The organism is Pantoea jilinensis, assembly GCF_019104105.1.
Taxonomy (GTDB): Bacteria; Pseudomonadota; Gammaproteobacteria; order Enterobacterales; family Enterobacteriaceae; genus Pantoea; species Pantoea eucalypti.
Window position 1 is genome coordinate 416,925 of sequence record NZ_CP077748.1, and the last position, 17,081, is coordinate 434,005.

Annotated in this window: 11 protein-coding genes and 3 pseudogenes; 9 read left to right on the top strand and 5 right to left on the bottom strand. The window is 48.5% G+C overall.

The window, feature by feature from the left end; all coding sequences use genetic code 11:
* Window positions 1-23: 23 nt before the first annotated feature.
* The 3 genes from KTJ90_RS21460 to KTJ90_RS21470 all read left to right on the top strand — a co-directional run bounded on the left by KTJ90_RS21460 (window position 24) and on the right by KTJ90_RS21470 (window position 3,554).
* Complete coding sequence (locus tag KTJ90_RS21460) at window positions 24-968, top strand: hypothetical protein (RefSeq protein ID WP_499026888.1); 945 nt, start codon at window positions 24-26, stop codon at window positions 966-968.
* Window positions 969-1,507: 539 nt separating this feature from the next.
* The gene (locus tag KTJ90_RS21465) at window positions 1,508-2,857 is read left to right on the top strand and encodes an MFS transporter (RefSeq protein ID WP_039661342.1); all 1,350 of its coding nucleotides are present in this window, start codon (window positions 1,508-1,510) and stop codon (window positions 2,855-2,857) included.
* Between the two features lies 1 nt (window position 2,858).
* Window positions 2,859-3,554: a cyclase family protein gene (locus KTJ90_RS21470; protein WP_039661341.1), complete on the top strand. Its 696-nt coding sequence runs from the start codon at window positions 2,859-2,861 to the stop codon at window positions 3,552-3,554.
* Between the two features lie 330 nt (window positions 3,555-3,884).
* On the opposite strand, the gene hemH is transcribed toward KTJ90_RS21470, so the two are convergent.
* Window positions 3,885-4,856 (bottom strand): ferrochelatase, encoded by a 972-nt coding sequence (gene hemH / locus KTJ90_RS21475; protein ID WP_110411858.1) that lies wholly within the window; start codon window positions 4,854-4,856, stop codon window positions 3,885-3,887.
* Window positions 4,857-5,537: 681 nt separating this feature from the next.
* Between hemH and KTJ90_RS21480 the strand changes: the two are divergent.
* From KTJ90_RS21480 to KTJ90_RS21490, 3 genes and pseudogenes are all read left to right on the top strand, one after another.
* A pseudogene (locus KTJ90_RS21480) lies at window positions 5,538-6,068 on the top strand (DUF2778 domain-containing protein).
* Between the two features lie 1,055 nt (window positions 6,069-7,123).
* Complete coding sequence (locus KTJ90_RS21485) at window positions 7,124-8,368, top strand: SLC5/6 family protein (protein WP_499026891.1); 1,245 nt, start codon at window positions 7,124-7,126, stop codon at window positions 8,366-8,368.
* Window positions 8,369-8,744: 376 nt separating this feature from the next.
* Window positions 8,745-8,973: pseudogene (locus tag KTJ90_RS21490) on the top strand (transposase); the annotation flags it as partial.
* Between the two features lie 210 nt (window positions 8,974-9,183).
* Here the strand turns inward: KTJ90_RS21490 and KTJ90_RS21495 are convergent.
* Window positions 9,184-10,581 carry an amidohydrolase family protein gene (locus KTJ90_RS21495; protein WP_140915779.1) on the bottom strand — a complete coding sequence of 466 codons (1,398 nt, stop codon included), beginning with the start codon at window positions 10,579-10,581 and terminating at the stop codon, window positions 9,184-9,186.
* Window positions 10,582-10,711: 130 nt separating this feature from the next.
* On the opposite strand from KTJ90_RS21495, the gene KTJ90_RS21500 reads away from it, so the two are divergent.
* The gene (locus KTJ90_RS21500; RefSeq protein WP_140034278.1) at window positions 10,712-11,629 is read left to right on the top strand and encodes a LysR family transcriptional regulator; all 918 of its coding nucleotides are present in this window, start codon (window positions 10,712-10,714) and stop codon (window positions 11,627-11,629) included.
* Between the two features lie 404 nt (window positions 11,630-12,033).
* On the opposite strand, the gene KTJ90_RS21505 is transcribed toward KTJ90_RS21500, so the two are convergent.
* Window positions 12,034-12,969: an aromatic alcohol reductase gene (locus tag KTJ90_RS21505; RefSeq protein ID WP_499026893.1), complete on the bottom strand. Its 936-nt coding sequence runs from the start codon at window positions 12,967-12,969 to the stop codon at window positions 12,034-12,036.
* An 85-nt stretch (window positions 12,970-13,054) separates the two neighbouring features.
* On the opposite strand from KTJ90_RS21505, the gene KTJ90_RS21510 reads away from it, so the two are divergent.
* Entirely contained in the window at window positions 13,055-13,456 is a 402-nt protein-coding gene (locus tag KTJ90_RS21510) for a winged helix-turn-helix transcriptional regulator (protein WP_008924809.1), read from the top strand.
* Between the two features lie 435 nt (window positions 13,457-13,891).
* On the opposite strand, the gene KTJ90_RS21515 is transcribed toward KTJ90_RS21510, so the two are convergent.
* Window positions 13,892-14,344: a GNAT family N-acetyltransferase gene (locus KTJ90_RS21515; protein WP_110411859.1), complete on the bottom strand. Its 453-nt coding sequence runs from the start codon at window positions 14,342-14,344 to the stop codon at window positions 13,892-13,894.
* Between the two features lie 302 nt (window positions 14,345-14,646).
* Here KTJ90_RS21515 and KTJ90_RS21520 point away from each other — a divergent pair.
* Window positions 14,647-16,307 (top strand): annotated as a pseudogene (locus KTJ90_RS21520) (methyl-accepting chemotaxis protein).
* Between the two features lie 363 nt (window positions 16,308-16,670).
* On the opposite strand, the gene arsC reads toward KTJ90_RS21520, so the two are convergent.
* A complete protein-coding gene (gene arsC / locus KTJ90_RS21525; protein WP_499026895.1) occupies window positions 16,671-17,072 on the bottom strand; it encodes a thioredoxin domain-containing protein in 402 nt (133 codons plus the stop codon).
* Between the last annotated feature and the right edge of the window lie 9 nt (window positions 17,073-17,081).

The following is a 17,081-nucleotide window of genomic DNA, read 5'->3' on the forward strand; positions in this document are numbered from 1 at the left end:
CTGCCGATAACAGAATTCACGTGATGGATTATATGGAGATAGAAATGATTTGTCGTTTACCTGGATATCTGGTTATCTTGACTTTGTTATTAATACTTTCTGGCTGTACAAAGGTCCGTGATATTTCGAGCCAAAAATACACTTATAAAAGTGATCATAGCCTCGCGTGGAATATCAATAATGCGTCGGGTATGACCCCGTATTATGATGCTCAGGTCAGCCCCAATGCAAAGTTGCTTTTCACTCGTACCGACTTTGATTTGTCATTTCCTGTGGTTAAAGCTAACGGGTTTAACGAGGGCTCGGTGTCTTTAACCCCCCTGATGGAATTTGTTTCTGTGGGTTTAGGGCCTGAAGACTGGCTTAAAGATGGAATTCTGGCATGGGTTCCTTTAGCACTTGCTTCCACCCCCGCTCAGGCATCTCAGGTACTCTCGGACACACTGGAGAAAGCGGTAATAAGCACTTTGAAGGAAAGGGGGCGCTCTTATGGGGATGTGCGTAAAGGGAAAAGTAACGCTTTTTGGCTGGCTAAATATGTCTTTCAGGATAATGACGGGCGTTATCTGGTTGTCAAATTTGAAGATGCATATGCTGGGTGTGAAGTTTCCACGGACAAATATTACGTATCGGAACACCAAAACCGTCCTGACTGCACTTTTTTTACGTCTTTCCATGATCCGGAAAAAATTGTCTCCACGCCCGATTTTATCAACGCAAATGGCACAGGTAAAAGCTATTTGATCCGGCTTGACGGAATAAAAGGAAGTTACATAAGCCCGGTTTATGAAAAGCTGTCATCGCATTCCAAGGCTGACAGCCTGCGTCTTAGCTATGCCTTCTTACAACAGGTCAGCCGACATCTTCCTTCTTGGGTAGTGTTTCACCTAAGCCCTCATGAAGATGAGGGGTTACCTGCTCTCATATTGAAGCAGGGAAAAGTACATTTTTTTGTGCGAGCCAGATAAAAATTCTTGTTCTCGCTCCATGGTTAGAATGGACTGAGTTTAAGAAAAATAATTAACTGCTATATTCCAGATTTTTACCTGCCGTGGGCGTTTTCCTCAACCGTTTAAAACGCCTACTTAATTTGACAGCCATTACCGTAGTCGCAAGCCTAATACTCTGACGTCAGCTTTTCGTTCATAGCTGACCTTGCATCAAGTTAGTCCGCTTTGTGCCAGAAGCGGACACTCGGATTTTACTGCTTTAAACTCAATTTAATACCTGAACAGCCTGCCTGGTTATAAATCACCCGACAAATCAGTCCAGTTATGTGATCTCTTTAATGGTTTTTTTATTTAATCATTGATTAACCGTGATCAAGGTCAAGTATCAACTGCAAGCTACTTGTATGGTAGTAGCCGCAATAGCTATGTTACCAAGGTGTTTAAATTTTGATCTATTGTTTCCTTAAACATAACAATAATAACTACAAATAGGGGCTGGGCTCGCCAGCGGCATCAGTAGGGCTGCTGACAATAAATATTTTTCTAAGGCACCAGATATGACAACTTCCACATCTGAACAGACGAAAAAGTCGCCAAAAGAGACCTGGACTGACGGTGAACACGCTCCGCGCACCGGGCTATATCGTTTTCTCCCTAAAGCGCATCCTCTCTCCTGGTGGATGCTGGTCATTACGACTCTTGCGATCCTGATGAACTCAATTGACAGGATTATACTTCCTACTCTGCTTCCGGCAATAATGCAGTCATTTAACCTGACCGAAGTTCAGGCAGGTTGGCTCAACTCACTTAGCTTTGTTGGAACCTTAGCTGGCGCTGTGGTTTTCGGTTTGTTCTCAGACTGGTTAGGTGCCGGGCATAAGCGCTGTTACAGCTGGTGCGTAACGGTGCTTGTGGAAATTATCTCAGGTGTGGCGACTGCCTTTTGTAAGACGCTGGGAGCGTTTCAGGTGCTGCGTGTCACAATGGGCATGGGAACCGGGGGGTCGGAACCGATAAACGTTGCTCTGCTCGGGGAGTGGTGGCAGAAAGAGAACCGTGGATTTGCTATTGGAGTACATCATACCGGATTTCCGCTAGGACAATTTATTGGTCCTATCCTGATCGCAGCCATTCTGGCTTTTGCGACCTGGCGTGAAGCATTTCTGTTTATTCCACTGATTGGCTTAGTTATTTTAGTGGCACAGTTAATCGTTGGTACACGTAAAAATCATCAGAGGGTTAATGACTGGATTGTTGATAACAAGCTGACCCCGCCCGTTACGGAATCATTGCAGAACACCATTGAAAAGAGTTCGGTATGGGCTAATGCCGCATCTTGCCTGAAAAACCGCAACTGCCAATTGAGTATTCTGCTGATTTTTGGTTTTACATGGGCAGAGATGGGGATAGCTAACTTTCTGACGCTGCAACTGACGCGTGAAGTTGGACTCGACCTCTCGACCGCAGCAATCATCTCTGGTGCATCCGGATTGACTGGCTGGATTGGGCAGATTTTGTGGGGCAGCTTCTCGGATTTGAAAGGGCGTAAACGCTCTCTGGGCATCATTATTACGGGCTGGATTCTGGCAGCGGCGCTTTGCATGTTCATCCATTCCGCAACACTTGGCTGGGCCATTCTTATCTTTTGGGGCCTGTTCCGCAACTCACCTTACCCTGTGGCTTATGCTTTACTTATCGACTCATCTCCTCGTGCTGCAGCGTCCAGCATGGGATTGATGATCGGCCTCGCAGTTGGCATCGCTGGTATTCTGGTCGCACCCATTAGTGGTTGGATTATTCACAACTACGGTTTCACCGTGCACTATTTGGTTATTGTCGCGGTATTACTTATCTCATGTGTTCCACTTTGGTTCATTAAAGAAACAGTAACGTTGAAAAAGGCCTGATATGACCAGCGATCTGATCACTTTATTACGTCACCATAAACTCATTGAGTTAAACCATCTCTATGAAGAGTTCATGCCAGTCTGGCCAACCCATGGAAAATTCTTCTGCAGCCGTGCCGAAGACTACATTGCTGGTGATGGCAATTATAACTGTCAACTTAGCCTCGGCGATCATTGCGGTACTCATGTGGATGCGCCTGTTCATTTCATTGAAGGTGGAAAAACTATAGAGCAGATTGACGTGCGCCAGCTCACCGGACGGGGTCGCTGCCTGGATATGTCGCATCTGGCAGAGAACAGTGACATCACTGTAGAAATGATCCAGTCCTGGGAAGCTGATAAAGGAAGAATCATTGCAGAAGATATTGTGATATTTCGAACGGGTTATGATGAGAAGTGGAGCTGTCGTCCAAACCATGCGCCATTTTTACAAAACTGGCCAGGCTTATCAGGCGAAGGAGCAGATTATCTGATTGAAAAAGGCGTTACTGTTTTCGGTACAGATGCCATGTCGCTGGACAGATATAATAATGAAGCATACCCGGCTCACCTTGCCGTTCTCGGCTCTGATTGCCTGATCATTGAGAATTTGGCTAATCTTCAAGCCTTGCCTTCCGAATTTATTTTCATGGCATTTCCGCTCAGGATTAAAGGTGCATCGGCTTCGCCAATCCGGGCAGTGGCGCTAGTAGAGTAAATGACGCGGGTGTTTGCCTGAACAGGACGCAATTTTAACGAGACTCAGGATTAATTAACGGGGAGCAGGCGATGTTTAACCTGCTCCCCGCTGATTCATACAGAACGCTGTTAGCAATGTCCGCTCCTCGCTTATAGCTGACCTGCCCTCGAATAATCTTCGACTCATACCCACGTATAAGACAGTTGCTTGCAGCTGGCGTAGCGGGTTTTCCAGGCGGCCCCTATAAGGCCGTCCCGGCACGTATCAAATACATGTCCGGGAGGGCCCACTTCTGGTTTCACTATGAATGTTGACACCTGCAACATCCTGCTCACAAGAATGTGAAAATCATGCCTGAAACCGATTAAGCTTCACAAGTTGTCGCAGCATCTCGATATGAATCGGTTTATCATTAAGCGCCGGTATGTAAGTAAACGATTTACCACCCGCATGCATAAAAATCTCCCTGTTCTGCTCATCAAGCTCCTCAAGCGTTTCTAAACAGTCTGATGCGAACCCCGGGCTGATTACATGCAGGCTTTTTATTCCTTCATTCGGAAGATTTTTAATTGTCTCATCAGTATAAGGCGTTAACCATGGCTCTCTGCCGAATCTTGACTGGAACGTCATCAATATTTTCAATGACGGCATATTGATTGCTTCAATGAGTAACTTTGTCGTTAACTCACATCTTTCCTGGTATTGATCCCCCTCTTTGACAAACCTTACCGGTATACCATGATATGAAATCAACAATGCATCTGGAATGCCGTTAGCTTCGAAAGATGCCAGAACGGATGCTTTTAACGCTTCAATGTAGGCAGGAAGATCGGCATAGTCATTGATGAAATTTATGGAGGGTGTATAGCGGTTCTTCATTGTCTGCAGGTGACGGCTCACGCTATCCCAAACAGAAGAAACGGTCGAAGATGAAAACTGGGGATACAAAGGAATGACGATAATTTTATCGACGCCTTTTTCCAGTAGCCTGTCAATTGCACTACCTATACCCGGCTCGCCATAACTCATCCCCAGCTCGACGGGCAAACCTGTCACTTCTTCAAGCGCACGGGCTTGCCTGACGCTGTAAACCATGAGAGGGGAACCTTCCTCCATCCAAATCGAAGAGTATAATTTCGCCACTCGCTTCGCACGTAATGGGATAATCACGCCATGTAGAATGGGGCACCAAATGATTCTCGGTAAGTCGACCACTCTGTAGTCATGCAGAAATTTAGATAAAAATTTCTTAACCGCAGCAGGCGTTGGTTCATTTGGTGTTCCAAGGTTAACAATCAAAACACCCTGTTTATTCGTCATTAAGTGGGGCCCTCAAAGCCATTGTCACTAATTCACTCATGCCAGTCACTCCGTAGCTGCTTGTCTTCAGGCCTCAATTTGACCTCATTTTGTAGAAATATTTGCAATGCAGCTTTACGGTTTCACGGCTTATGATTCTATGCAACTGATTGCAGCCATCGCTTTGACTGAACGATCATGATTTTAGGGCATATCATCAGTAAAAACATTACTTTCTCTAGCGTCAGATTTAACCGGTGCGGGGCTACGCGACGTCATTATCGAAGTCGGCGTGTGGGGGTTAGTTGGCTGGAGGAGGTGAGAAAAACCGCATCTGGATGCTCGCGCAGATGCATGCCTCAGGCTTTATCTTTTTATGCGTAAAAGTGATGTAGGCGACTGACCTGCTCCCTGTTAATTCATACAGAACGCTTTTAGCAACGTCCGCGACTTGCTGAAAAGCGGACCTTGCCTAAGACGCACTTCTGCTTTGTGCCAGAAGCGGACATACGTATTTGTGCTGAAGGATCGCGCCGAATGCCTATGACGGGATGCGGCAAATAGTCTTATGATAAATAATGCTGTCTGGCTCGCAGAAGAACACTGGCTGTCAAGCGCCCGCCTGCCCGTTAACTTCTCTATGAATGAATGGTAGCATTGCCCGGTTCACTGGCATGCCTCATAACCTGCAGGGAGCGTTTAATGCAGTTAAAGAGAATGACCTACGACGATCTGACAAAGGGCGGCGGCGAAGCAAAGCTACACGTTTACGGCGTGGGTACCTTCCCGGTATTTTCCGGCCAAAAGCCTTATACCAATGATCCAAACTGTACTTACAAGCCTAACAGTGCCATTCCGGTCGGGCGCTACTGGATTGTTCCGCGTCCTGAAGGCAGTATCGCTAACCGGATCAGAGGATAGGCCGTCGACACCTGGAACAACTCAAATCATTCTGAATGGTTTGCGCTCTTTAATTCGGAAACGATGAGTGTTTCCATCTTCATCAATGGCGTTGCCCGCGGCGGTTTCCGCCTGCATCCTCTTCGGCCAGACGGCTCCGGAGAAAGTGAAGGGTGTATCACCTTCGTGCGGCGCACTGATTTCTATACGGTAAGACAGGCGCTGCTCCGGAGAAAAACAATTCGCGAGCCGGGTTCGCGAAACAGCTTGATGGCATACGGCTACGTTGACGTTCAGGGAGAAAGTAATTTTGCAAACAGCAAAATTCGCTAGAAAAGCAGCGGGTTTTTCGTCTGCTTTATTGCGGCCTTTATGGTATCGCGTTACGGGATGCCACTCTATCCGCTGACGGCGTGGCTCGTTGAACATTCTCATCAAATTTTCGGCAGTTATCAGGATGACGTATACGAAGCCGGTACGGATCCGGTTACGTTCTTTTCCCTTGTAACCGTTATCGCTTTTTACGCTTTAGCCATGTATTGGTTAGTAAAAATGGCAATTAAAAAAGTAAAACGTGGATAGGCTGGTTGCATTAAAAACCTGGGGTTTATATTGCCCTGCTCTTCTGTCTGAAAAATCAACACCAACAAGGGTTCGCGAGCGTATCGTTATATTTGATATAGCAGAACGTCCCTATCGATACTATTTCACGTCCGCTTATCGCTCAAAGCGAACCCTGACCTTCGGAGCAGCACACTTTCTCTAAACAAGTATTAAACCTGTTAAACTCCCCCTGCCCGCCTCTGAACCCCACAGATTTTGCATAATCTATGCCTGAAATCAGCGCTCAGTCCCGCCGTGAAACCTGTTGCTTAGGTGCTCTTTGTCGCTGATTTCCCCGGGAGCGGGTAGTTATAAGCAGCGGCGGAAGTATCGCATCGGTAGCTGCCGGTATGTGCGCATTTTCGCAGGGAAGTTATTCAGCCGGGGTATTGTTCCTATATCCCTCACCAAAGATACCCCTGGATTTGTTGCCCCGACAGTCAGCAACTTGTCGCTACCCGACGCAGCAGTGATGGGTGAACCCGCTGTTATCCCTCATCTGCCTGCATGATCAGGGCTACCGGCTGAGTCTATCCGACTCTGTGGTGTGAAGTGCCACGAATCGGTAATGCCGGTCTACCTGATATTTCCAATAAACTTATTCGTAACACCGACATTGCCAGCAGCACAGGTGTGCCCAGCATAAAATGCCGGTTACTGGCCGGGGACATTTGTCAGTAGGATTATCGTCAGATGGGTTGCCGAAAGAAGATCGTCAGTTAATTAGCCATGCCCTGGCTATAGAGGCTATCCTTCAGCGCTAAATTTTCACTTCAGGAACCCCTATGTCAGATATTGCAATTTCAAGGCGTTCTCCTTCGGTATTTTGGGGAGCGACCATCATTTGCGGCACCGTGGTGGGTGCAGGCATGTTCGTCCTGCCGGTCGTGATGGCCGGGGCATGGTTTGGATGGGCGTTACTGATACTGACGTTTAGCTGGGTCTGTATGTTAATCAGTGGTCTGATGTTTCACCGTGTGAGCCAGCATTACCCTCTGGAAACCGGCTATGACAAAATCGTCCGTGATGTATTAGGCCGTAACTGGGCTGAAGTAAATGGCCTGAGCCTGGTTTTCGTGCTGGGCATTCTGACATACGCCTATATTTCAGCGGTCGGGCCTGTTTATGATCACTCACTGAGCAGACTGACCGGCAAAACGGTTTCATCATCCGAAGCCAAAGTTATGTTAAGCCTGACCGTGGCTGCCATCGTCTGGTTAGGCACCAGCAGCATTGGCAGGATAATGTCTGTTTTGCTCATCACTAAAATTGTTCTGTTACTTATCCTGTTTGGTGGATTACTTACCACCGTGAATGTCGACTACCTGCTGGACAGTCAGAATCCGGCAGCATTCTACTGGCCCTATATGTTAGGCATCGTGCCATTCTGCCTTGCTTCATTCGGTTATCATGGAAACATTTCTGGTCTGATTAGCTATTACAATGGCGATCATCGACGTGTGAAAATATGCCTGTACACAGGCACCGCCGTGGCGCTGGTTATCTATCTTTTCTGGATAATCTGCACGATGGGTAACCTTCCGCGCTCAGCCTTTCCGGAAATTGCCAGCCAGGGCGGCGACATTGCCGCGCTAATGCACGCGTTTAGTCTGCGCGGTTATACGGCCGGAATGTCGCTGTTGTTCTCGATATTTTCGCATTTTGCCGTTATCTGTTCGTTCGTTGGGGTGACAGCGGGCCTTGTGGATTACATCAGTGACCGCCTGACTCTTCCCAGGAACAGAACGGGACGCCTCAAAGCCACAGCGATCACGTTCCTGCCGCCATTGAGTTTATCTCTGCTTTTTCCGGATGGGTTTGTTAGGGCGATTGGTTATGCCGGGCTAATCGCGACAATTTGGGCAGTGATTGTTCCGGGATTACTTCATCTGAAAATGCGATCCCGTCATGACTCAGGCTATCAGCGCAGCCAGTGGGACGGGCTTCAGTTGTGCATGATTATGGTATTCGCCGCCCTGAACATCCTTTCATGGGCGCTGAGCGAGTTTGATCTGTTGCCGGTATTTTAACGTCATCAGAAAGGTTTGATGACATAATAATTTCCTGCAAAACAGCCTGTAATTTAATGATTAAGCCGGTCAGGAAGTGCGTCAATTGCATACTTTCTGGCCGATTGGTTAACAACACACCGTACGGCCATGAACATCGCAGGCAAAATCCCGTGCTTAACTATCTACCCCGCCACCAGCTTTGTATTAGCTGATAAAGGTCAAATTAGCAGTTCTGATTTACATCCCTTATCCTTAAACCAGAAAAGCTTTTGTAATATAACCTCCTGCATAAACAGGCTGACCTGCCCTCCGCTGATTAACACAGGCGATGTAAGTGATGTCCTCATAAGCCACCTGCGTACACCCCTACCAGGAAGCTTTTTCCGACGAACAGATCATCAGTATCCTCCGCTCAGATGAGGCTGTTTTTTCTTCCGGTGAATTCTGCCGTAAAAAGCTATTTCCGACGTCATTTTTTCACCTGGCGCAAGAAGTTTGGCGGCTTGAAGGTTCCTGAAGTGAAGCAGCTCAAGTCGCTTGAAGAGGAGAATACACGCCTCAGGAAGCCGCTCGCTGAAGCCATACTTGCCAGGGAGGCACTTCAGATGACTCTGATCCGTAAGTTCTGACAATTAATCAAAAATATGAAGTCTTGTAAGTCAAGTGTAAGGTTTCAGGCCTTTAGCACTGTCGTACCTGCGGGCTGACAAGTTTGTCCCCAATATTCGGTTCAACGCCCAGCACTTCGCTGGCCTGGTGATAGTTCTGGTTGATCCGAAACTCCAAGGGACACAATGCTGCTAGCTGGCGAATAATCATGCTGTTCGTCTCTGTCAGTCAGACTGAATAAGTGGCAGGAATTTTTCCGCAAAGATGTCTGGTTCATACCCTGCTGCCGCAAAAAGGTGCTCACGTGATTCGTCAATCGCTGCGCGAAGGCGCTCGCTGTCCACACCCAGCACTTTGCCGTTCTGCTTGACGATGCGACCGCCGATCATCACGGTATCGATGTTGCTGCGTTCAGCAGCATGCACCACCGTGCCAAACGCATTCCCGTTTGGATAGAGGTTGAGGTCAGTCGCGTTAATCAGGATCAGGTCAGCCTGTTTGCCTGGCGTCAGGCTCCCGATTTTGTCCTGCAGTCCGGCACAAAACGCGCCATCAACGGTTGCCGATTTCAGCAACTTAGCAGCCGGAAGCGTTGTCAGCGAATGCTCTGAATCACAGCAGTGCTGCTTATGCATACCCATCACACGCTGCAGATAGAACGCCACGCGCATTTCTGTAAACATATCGGTGCTGTAAGACGTTTCATTGTCCACGCTAAGTCCAGGATTGATGCCATGACGCTGCGCGGCTTCAATGGCGAACATCCCGCTTTCGATCCCATAGTGCGAATCTGAGCGCGGGCAGACGTTGACCCGGACACCGGCGTCGCGCAGGATTTCCCATCCCTCATCAGGCAGGGCTGTGCAGTGGTTAAAGATATTGTCCGGGCCAAGAAGACCCTGCTGATGCAGTGATTCGAGCTCGGAGGCCATTTCAGCACCAAAGAACTCGGTGACAATCGGCAGCCCCAGTCTGCGGGCCTCAGCCCACAATTCCGGCTCCAGCTGAGCCATGACGCCCAGCGTCACAAGACTCTCTGGATTATCCCTGAAATATTTTTCCTGCAGACGCTGCCAGTTGCAAGGCCAGTGCGCCTTGTTCCATTCACCCGCAACCGGTGCGCCGGAAGCATGGATAGCGCGAATACCGCTATCAAGCAGGGCCTCGACTGCGGCATCGGCGTGTTCTGCGGTGCGGCTGTTATGCGAATTATCAATCATCGTGGTAATGCCCGCGTCAATCGCACCCAGCGCCGTCAGCAGGTTACCGACATAGATATCTTCAGGGCGGTAATATTTAGCGAACGAGAAGTGCGTGGCGTTGCTGTAGTCGTCCAGACAGGTGGCGTTAGGGTTAATGCGGCGCAGCTGACCTTCCCAGGCGTGACGATGAGAATCAACCATCCCCGGCATGACAATCATATTTTTGGCATCAATGACGTGAGCACCCGGCGCGTCAAGGTCCTGACCCACAGCGTTAATCGTTGAACCGTTGATGAGAATATCACCGCGTTCAATGTTACCGACACTCTCGTCCATGCTCAGTATCGTGGCACCACGTATCAACATAGCCTGTGAAGTGAGATTCTGATTGTTAACAATATTTCTGATATAGCCGGTCATTAACTTGCCTCTTTCCTGATCAATGTGGAAACGATACGCCACGCCATTACCCTGAAAAAGGTGCTTAAACCGTTTTCATAATTCATAATTTGCGAATAATCAGACTCAATTTTTACCCATGGGAAGGATGATGGATCGGATTCAGGCTATGCAGATTTTCATACGGGTTGCTGAGGCCGGGAGCTTTGTACGCGCGGCAGAAACGCTGTCACTGCCTTCTTCCACTGTTACCAGTACTATTAAAAACCTGGAGAAATACCTGCAGGTACGTCTGCTGAACCGCACAACAAGACGGGTCAGCCTTACGCCTGAAGGCCTGCAGTATCTGGCGCAATGCCGGGAAATTCTGGCTTTAATTGAACATACTGAAGCCAGTCTGGCTGATTCGAACAGGCGCCCCCGTGGGCGCCTGCGGGTTGATATGCCCGGTGGGATCGCGCATTTCATCGTCCTGCCCAACCTGAAAGACTTTTACCGACTTTATCCGGATATTTACCTGATGATTGGTGTGAGCGACCGGCAGGTCGATCTTGTGCAGGAAGGTGTAGATTGCGTCATAAGAACCGGTGAATTAACTGACTCCACACTGGTTGCACGTCCGCTTGGCCGGTTTCGCTGGTTGACCTGCGCCTCGCCGGACTATCTCAGGGAATACGGTATTCCTGAGACGCCGGAGGCGTTATCGCAGCATAGGGCGATTCATTACTTTTTCGGTTCGGGAAGACGCACTAATGAGCTACGTTTTATACGAGGCGCTGAGGCCTTCTCTGTTCCGGTGGAGGGGGATACAGCCGTCAACGAAACGGGACTTTACATCAGACTGTGTCTTGAGGGTTTTGGGCTGGCGCAGCTTGCTGAGAATGTGATTTCAAAGAATCTGCAGCAAGGCAAACTGGTCGAGGTTCTTGCGGACTGGCAGCCACCCTCCGTGCCGGTGACGATGCTCTATCCGCATCAGCGTTTTCTCTCTCCCGCCGTGCGTGCTTTTGCTGACTGGGTCGCCGGGCTTTTCAACGAAGGCGCAGGTGAAAAGCAGTTTTCCCCATAGAAAACGGCTCAGGCAGCGCGTTTATTACAATGTTGAGAAAAACATAGGGTAAATAACCGACGCAATATTTTTCGACTACAGACTAATGCAAAAAGATACAAACCAAATTTTTAAAAAATAACGTTAGCGTCAGCTCCTCGCCTAAAGCGGACGTTGGCCATGCATCAGTCCGCTTTGTGCCAGAAGCGGACATTAAAACCTTGATCCAATACAAAGGCCCTCCCTAACTAAGTTAGGGCCATCACTTTACGTTCTGGCCTTTTTAGCATACGTGGGCCAATCGTCTTGTCAGCAAAACTGCCAGGAAATTTTTTTCGGTGAAATATAGAGCAATATATTAACGACATCGGTATCAGACTTTGACATGCACCGCGTAATGTTGTGCTTTTGTCAGTACCGGACTGCTACATTCCATGCTGTTTTGCAAGCCACTGACGGGCCGTTGTAGTTGCAATCCCCTGACGTTGATTGTAAGTATCGCTCTTATTCCAGGCTACTCCGTCAGGCCGTGCGAAAGCAAGTCGGTAATTTGCCCCGACATCCTGCGGATTATGTTGCACATCATCCTGGAGCTTTTGCCTGTCCAGTAATTTTCTTTTTACTTCAGCACCCCAGTGGTCACGCATTAAATCAGCAAGTTCACTATAAGTAAGCGTATCACCTGCAATATAGATAATCTCGTTTTGGAAAGTGGGCTGATGGAAGAAAATGTCCGCTGTCAGTTGGCCGATATCTTCAGGTGTGGTCAGCGTTACGGCGTGCTGCCAGTCTCCCAGAGCACAGACAGTTTTACTTTTTGCGTCAATCACACCAAAATCATGCTCAAACAGATAGCTGGTAAAAATACCTGTAGATACAATGACCCATCCTGTCACATTCTGCTGGCGTAGAAGGTGGCGAACTTCAAGCTGTTCATCCCAGACTTGTTGCCCGCTGCCTTTACCCACAACGTCATAATCAACGCCAAACTGCCATGGAAAGTAGCGAGCTACAGCCGCTTTCAATACCGCCTGCGTAATTTTTATCTGCGTTCCCGGGCCGCCAACAAAACCACTGCAGTTGATGACGGCGTCGAAAGAAGCAATTAGCTCACTCAGTTCATCAATACTGTTTTCCTGCAGATCGCCCTCCACCACAGCGATCCCAAGCTTCATCAGTTCATCCAGCCGTGCCCTGCGTGAACCAGAAACAGCATGAGCGGCTTCGCTTCTGAGTAACACACTAATTTTTACATGAGTATGCGCCTGCGCTTTATTGCTCATCGCTCTCAGTACCTGAATACCAAGCTCTCCAGCACCCAGTATAAGAACAGTGTTTATAGGTTTTATGTCGAAATTCATTCTTGCTTCCTGTTGTATTAAAACGTCATCCTGACAGCTGACATAGCCTGGTTCAATTAGGCACACACAGGATACCGGAGGTAATATGGAGTCTGAACGGGAAGCACTGTTGCAATTTTCAAAGGAGTTTTGTGAAGAATTAAGCAACGATGATGAGGGACTGAAACGTGAGATCCTGGCGCATGCAGGTAATCGCTGGTCGCTGGGCGTGCTGCATATTCTTGGTACCAGCGGACCTCTTCGCTATGGTGAGTTACGCCGCTACCTTACGGATGTCACTCAAAGAATGCTGACGCGAACATTACGCCATCTGGAGCGGGACGGGCTTATATCCCGCTGTGATTACGAGGAAAAATTGCCCCGGGTGGTTTATGCGATTACCCATATGGGAAAAGAAATGCTTATGCGGATGTTACCTTTATGGTCCTGGATTATCACCTCCTCCAGCTATTTTCGGGTAGCAAGAGAACAGTACGACGGTGATTGAATGTTCAGGTGACAAACTGGCAGGCAGAGAACAGAGGACTTTATGAATGTTGAAACTCTAATCAAAGCAGACGGTTCAACATACTCTCTTTCAGAAAAAATGCCGATTGGCTAATCGCTATGAATATTGTCTTCATTAACATGATGCAGGATACCTCACTGCACAATAAATCAGCATAATGGTATTGCAGCCTACATTCTTAGCCTACAGGTCCGCTCTTCGCTCAAAGCTGCCAGTCAGTTCCTTTGATATCCTGAAGATTTTCCAGTCGCCGTTCTGCAAACCTGCTCAGAAACGCAGTGTGTCCAGGCGGCATGGATTTAATGTAATGTCTCTGATTTACGGTTTGATTACGCCAGGACTATACCCTGGCCGGCATTCCTGTAAAAAAGGTTCACTGGACAGAATATGTGGTCAATCCACAAGATGACTGTATTAACGCGCTGGGTCTCTGAGGCAGAGATGGTGGGTGACTTTTTCTATGCCAGTTAAAGCAACAAAGCCAGCTCGTTCATAAAAAATGAATGCCAATGGAGGAGCGTTTGTGTTGATAAAATCAAACCAGCGGTCAGAATCCTTAATTATCTCACTGAGCAGGGCACTGCCGATCTGCCTTTTTCTCCATCCTGAGTCTACATAGAGATGTCGCAGACGTCCGATGCCAGTTTCTGAGGTAAATGGATCGATGTTAAGTCCACAAACGCCAACCATTAATCCATCTATAGATGCCCCAATTAGTTTTTCTCCTGGTCTATCAAAGCGATTCTGTCCGCTAAGCCAGTTATCTTGCAGTCGGCGTAACATGTTAAATCCTTCAGCCATGCTCTGCGATCTTAACTCAGCAAATCCTGGGCTGTCCGGGGTAACGCTTGTGAGTTGGATGTCCATAATTCTTCCTGTGATTTCAATTTGCATGGTCTGGACAGAATTATAATTGTGTCCAGTATGACAATTGCACCCTCTCATGGCTAATGCCATCAATGCCCGCTTTATGCCAGAAGCAGACGTTACTCCCAACCTGTATTTCTGTTCCCGATGACGACTACGCCAGTCAAGACACTGCACTGAACTTCAGTTACCTGAGACATCAGTTTTTTTCTAATTAAGTTCATCTTTATGCCGATCGATATGCTGAATATTTTCAAATAGACAGCCCATATCATTAACCACTTAAAAAAGCAGGAATAAAGATGACAATTACACAGCGATTATTGCTCACCTTTTCACTTCTCTCTACCGCGCTGGTCGCGATGGTTATCGTGGCCGTCTTCGTTGCTGGCGGATTTCAGTCCCGCTTTCAGTATGTGCAGGAAAACACGGTTCCATCGCTTCTGGATCTGGGCAAACTGATTGACGACAGTAATACGCTAATTATCTGGCTGTACCGCCACCAGAGTGCAACAGAACCCCGGCGCCAGGCTGAAGTTGAAAAAAAATTGATGAAACTATCAGCAATATCAAATCCATGAATCAGTTTTACCTCAGCAACGACATTTCCAATGAGGAAGACCGGCAGTTAACTGAGGATGCATTCTCTACCATAAAAAAAATTGACGCCTCACTTCCGGAGTTTCTTGCTGGCTCACGCGCACAGAATGACGCTGTTGCGCTAGGCGCGCTTCAAAGTAATGACGGCCTTGGCGAATGGGCACGCCAGTTGATTGCAGGTTACAAGAAACAGCTGCAGCTTAATGTGGGCATCAGTAAAGCCCTGAGAATTGAGAACGACCGGAGTTATCAGGTGACACTCTGGAGCCTGATGGGTGGCTCCGCGCTGGCTATCACTATTCTTGCATTCTTTGCGTTGAAAACTATTTTCGCCATCCGTAGTCAGCTGAATGGTATGCGGAAGACCATGGAAACAGCCAGCGAGAAGCTTGACCTTACCCTCAGGGTGGACGAGTCACGCCGGGATGAAATCGGCATGACCGCGAAGGCCTTCAATCAGCTCATCGGCAATGTCTCAGCCTCGCTTTCAAAAGTAGAAGCTTCTGCTCAGTCGGTCAGCTCAGCCTCGGCGCAGATATCTGCCGGTAACGAAGATCTCTCATCCCGTACTGAGGAGCAGGCTGCCTCACTGGAGCAAACGGCTGCCAGCATGTCTGAGTTGAGTGAGACCGTTCGTCAGACCGCAGAAAACACGCGTCTTGCCAGCCAGCTGGCAAAAAATGCGCATGAAATCTCAGAAGACAGTGCAGGTCGTGTGCACACTCTGCTGTCAACAATGAGCGATATCCGGGGAAGCTCATCGAAAATCACCGATATCATTTCACTGATCGAGGGGATTGCTTTTCAGACCAATATTCTGGCCCTCAACGCCGCTGTAGAAGCTGCCCGTGCTGGTGAGCAGGGTCGTGGCTTTGCCGTCGTGGCCGGTGAAGTCCGCAATCTTGCGCAGCGTTCATCGTCTTCAGCGCGTGAAATCAAGGCGCTTATCGAATCGTCTATGGGCTTTGTTCAGGCTGGCTCAGCACAGGCAGAAGGTGTGGGCGAAAATATTGCCAGAATGAACGATGCCGTTCGTCAGGTTACTCATCTGGTCGATGAAATATCCGTGGCGGCCAGTGAGCAGTCTCAGGGAATCGGACAGGTTCATCAAGCCGTGGATCAGATGGACGATGTAACACAGCAAAACGCCGCGCTGGTTGAAGAGGCTTCTGCAGCCTCACGTTCGCTGATGGAGCAGGCAGCGTCACTTAACCAGCTGGTCAATACTTTCACGCTCGCTTCATTGTCTGTCCCTGCGTCGCCATCACACAGCAATGTAAACCGCCCGGTACCGGCCGCACCCGTTTTGCGCACGGGTCCTGCCGTCGCGGCAGCAGGTGATCAGAACTGGCAAAGCTTTTGATGAGTCAGCGCTTTAATCTGTTTTATTATTAATTCGTCTTGCAGAATTTGCGTTTTCTTCCAGGCTGAAATGTGCCACTTCACTGCTGGAGCTGGCGTCTGCAATAGAATTTGAACGACTTAACTGTTCAACCCGCTGAAGATGGCGGGTTTTTTATCATTAACTGAGAACCTTTCACAATTAAATTGAGAGTAACCAGCCGTTTTACGGTCAGGTTACCTTCGCGCTTTTATCCGCTGCGGATAACATCGCTCTCTGCGGCCCTGCCGTATCCGCTCTGATGCATGCCCACAAGGTATTCTCAGGTCTGCCTGAAGCGTAACCGAATCTGCCCACGTTGACGTTATCAGACGCGCTGATGTTTCACTGATTACTCCCACCCTCTTCTTTGGTAAACGGTCCCTGCTGCGGGTCCGGCAGAATCTCCAGAACCCCCTCCGACGGACGACAAAGCTTTGTGCCGAGCGGCGTCACCACCATCGGACGATTAATGAGGACAGGATGAGCCAGCATGGCATCAAGCAGTTCATCATCGCTGAACTTGTCCTCTGCCAGCCCCAGTTGCTCATACGGTTCCGTGTTTTTGCGCAGTAATTCGCGCACGCTTATTCCCATCTCTGCAATCAGTTTTTGCAGCTCGTCGCGGGTCGGCGGCGTCTCCAGATACAGAATCACTAAAGGCTCTACACCACTGTTGCGGATAAACGCCAGGGTGTTACGAGACGTCCCACAGGCCGGGTTGTGATAAATAGTTATGTCAGTCATTAGCGATGT

Coding starts and splice junctions, on each gene's coding strand:
- KTJ90_RS21515 (WP_110411859.1), bottom strand. CDS start 14,344: ATGGACATCCAACTCACAAGCGTTACCCCGGACAGCCCAGGATTTGCT.
- KTJ90_RS21500 (WP_140034278.1), top strand. CDS start 10,712: ATGGATCGGATTCAGGCTATGCAGATTTTCATACGGGTTGCTGAGGCC.
- KTJ90_RS21485 (WP_499026891.1), top strand. CDS start 7,124: ATGTCAGATATTGCAATTTCAAGGCGTTCTCCTTCGGTATTTTGGGGA.
- KTJ90_RS21505 (WP_499026893.1), bottom strand. CDS start 12,969: ATGAATTTCGACATAAAACCTATAAACACTGTTCTTATACTGGGTGCT.
- KTJ90_RS21470 (WP_039661341.1), top strand. CDS start 2,859: ATGACCAGCGATCTGATCACTTTATTACGTCACCATAAACTCATTGAG.
- hemH (WP_110411858.1), bottom strand. CDS start 4,856: ATGACGAATAAACAGGGTGTTTTGATTGTTAACCTTGGAACACCAAAT.
- KTJ90_RS21460 (WP_499026888.1), top strand. CDS start 24: ATGGATTATATGGAGATAGAAATGATTTGTCGTTTACCTGGATATCTG.
- arsC (WP_499026895.1), bottom strand. CDS start 17,072: ATGACTGACATAACTATTTATCACAACCCGGCCTGTGGGACGTCTCGT.
- KTJ90_RS21510 (WP_008924809.1), top strand. CDS start 13,055: ATGGAGTCTGAACGGGAAGCACTGTTGCAATTTTCAAAGGAGTTTTGT.
- KTJ90_RS21465 (WP_039661342.1), top strand. CDS start 1,508: ATGACAACTTCCACATCTGAACAGACGAAAAAGTCGCCAAAAGAGACC.
- KTJ90_RS21495 (WP_140915779.1), bottom strand. CDS start 10,581: ATGACCGGCTATATCAGAAATATTGTTAACAATCAGAATCTCACTTCA.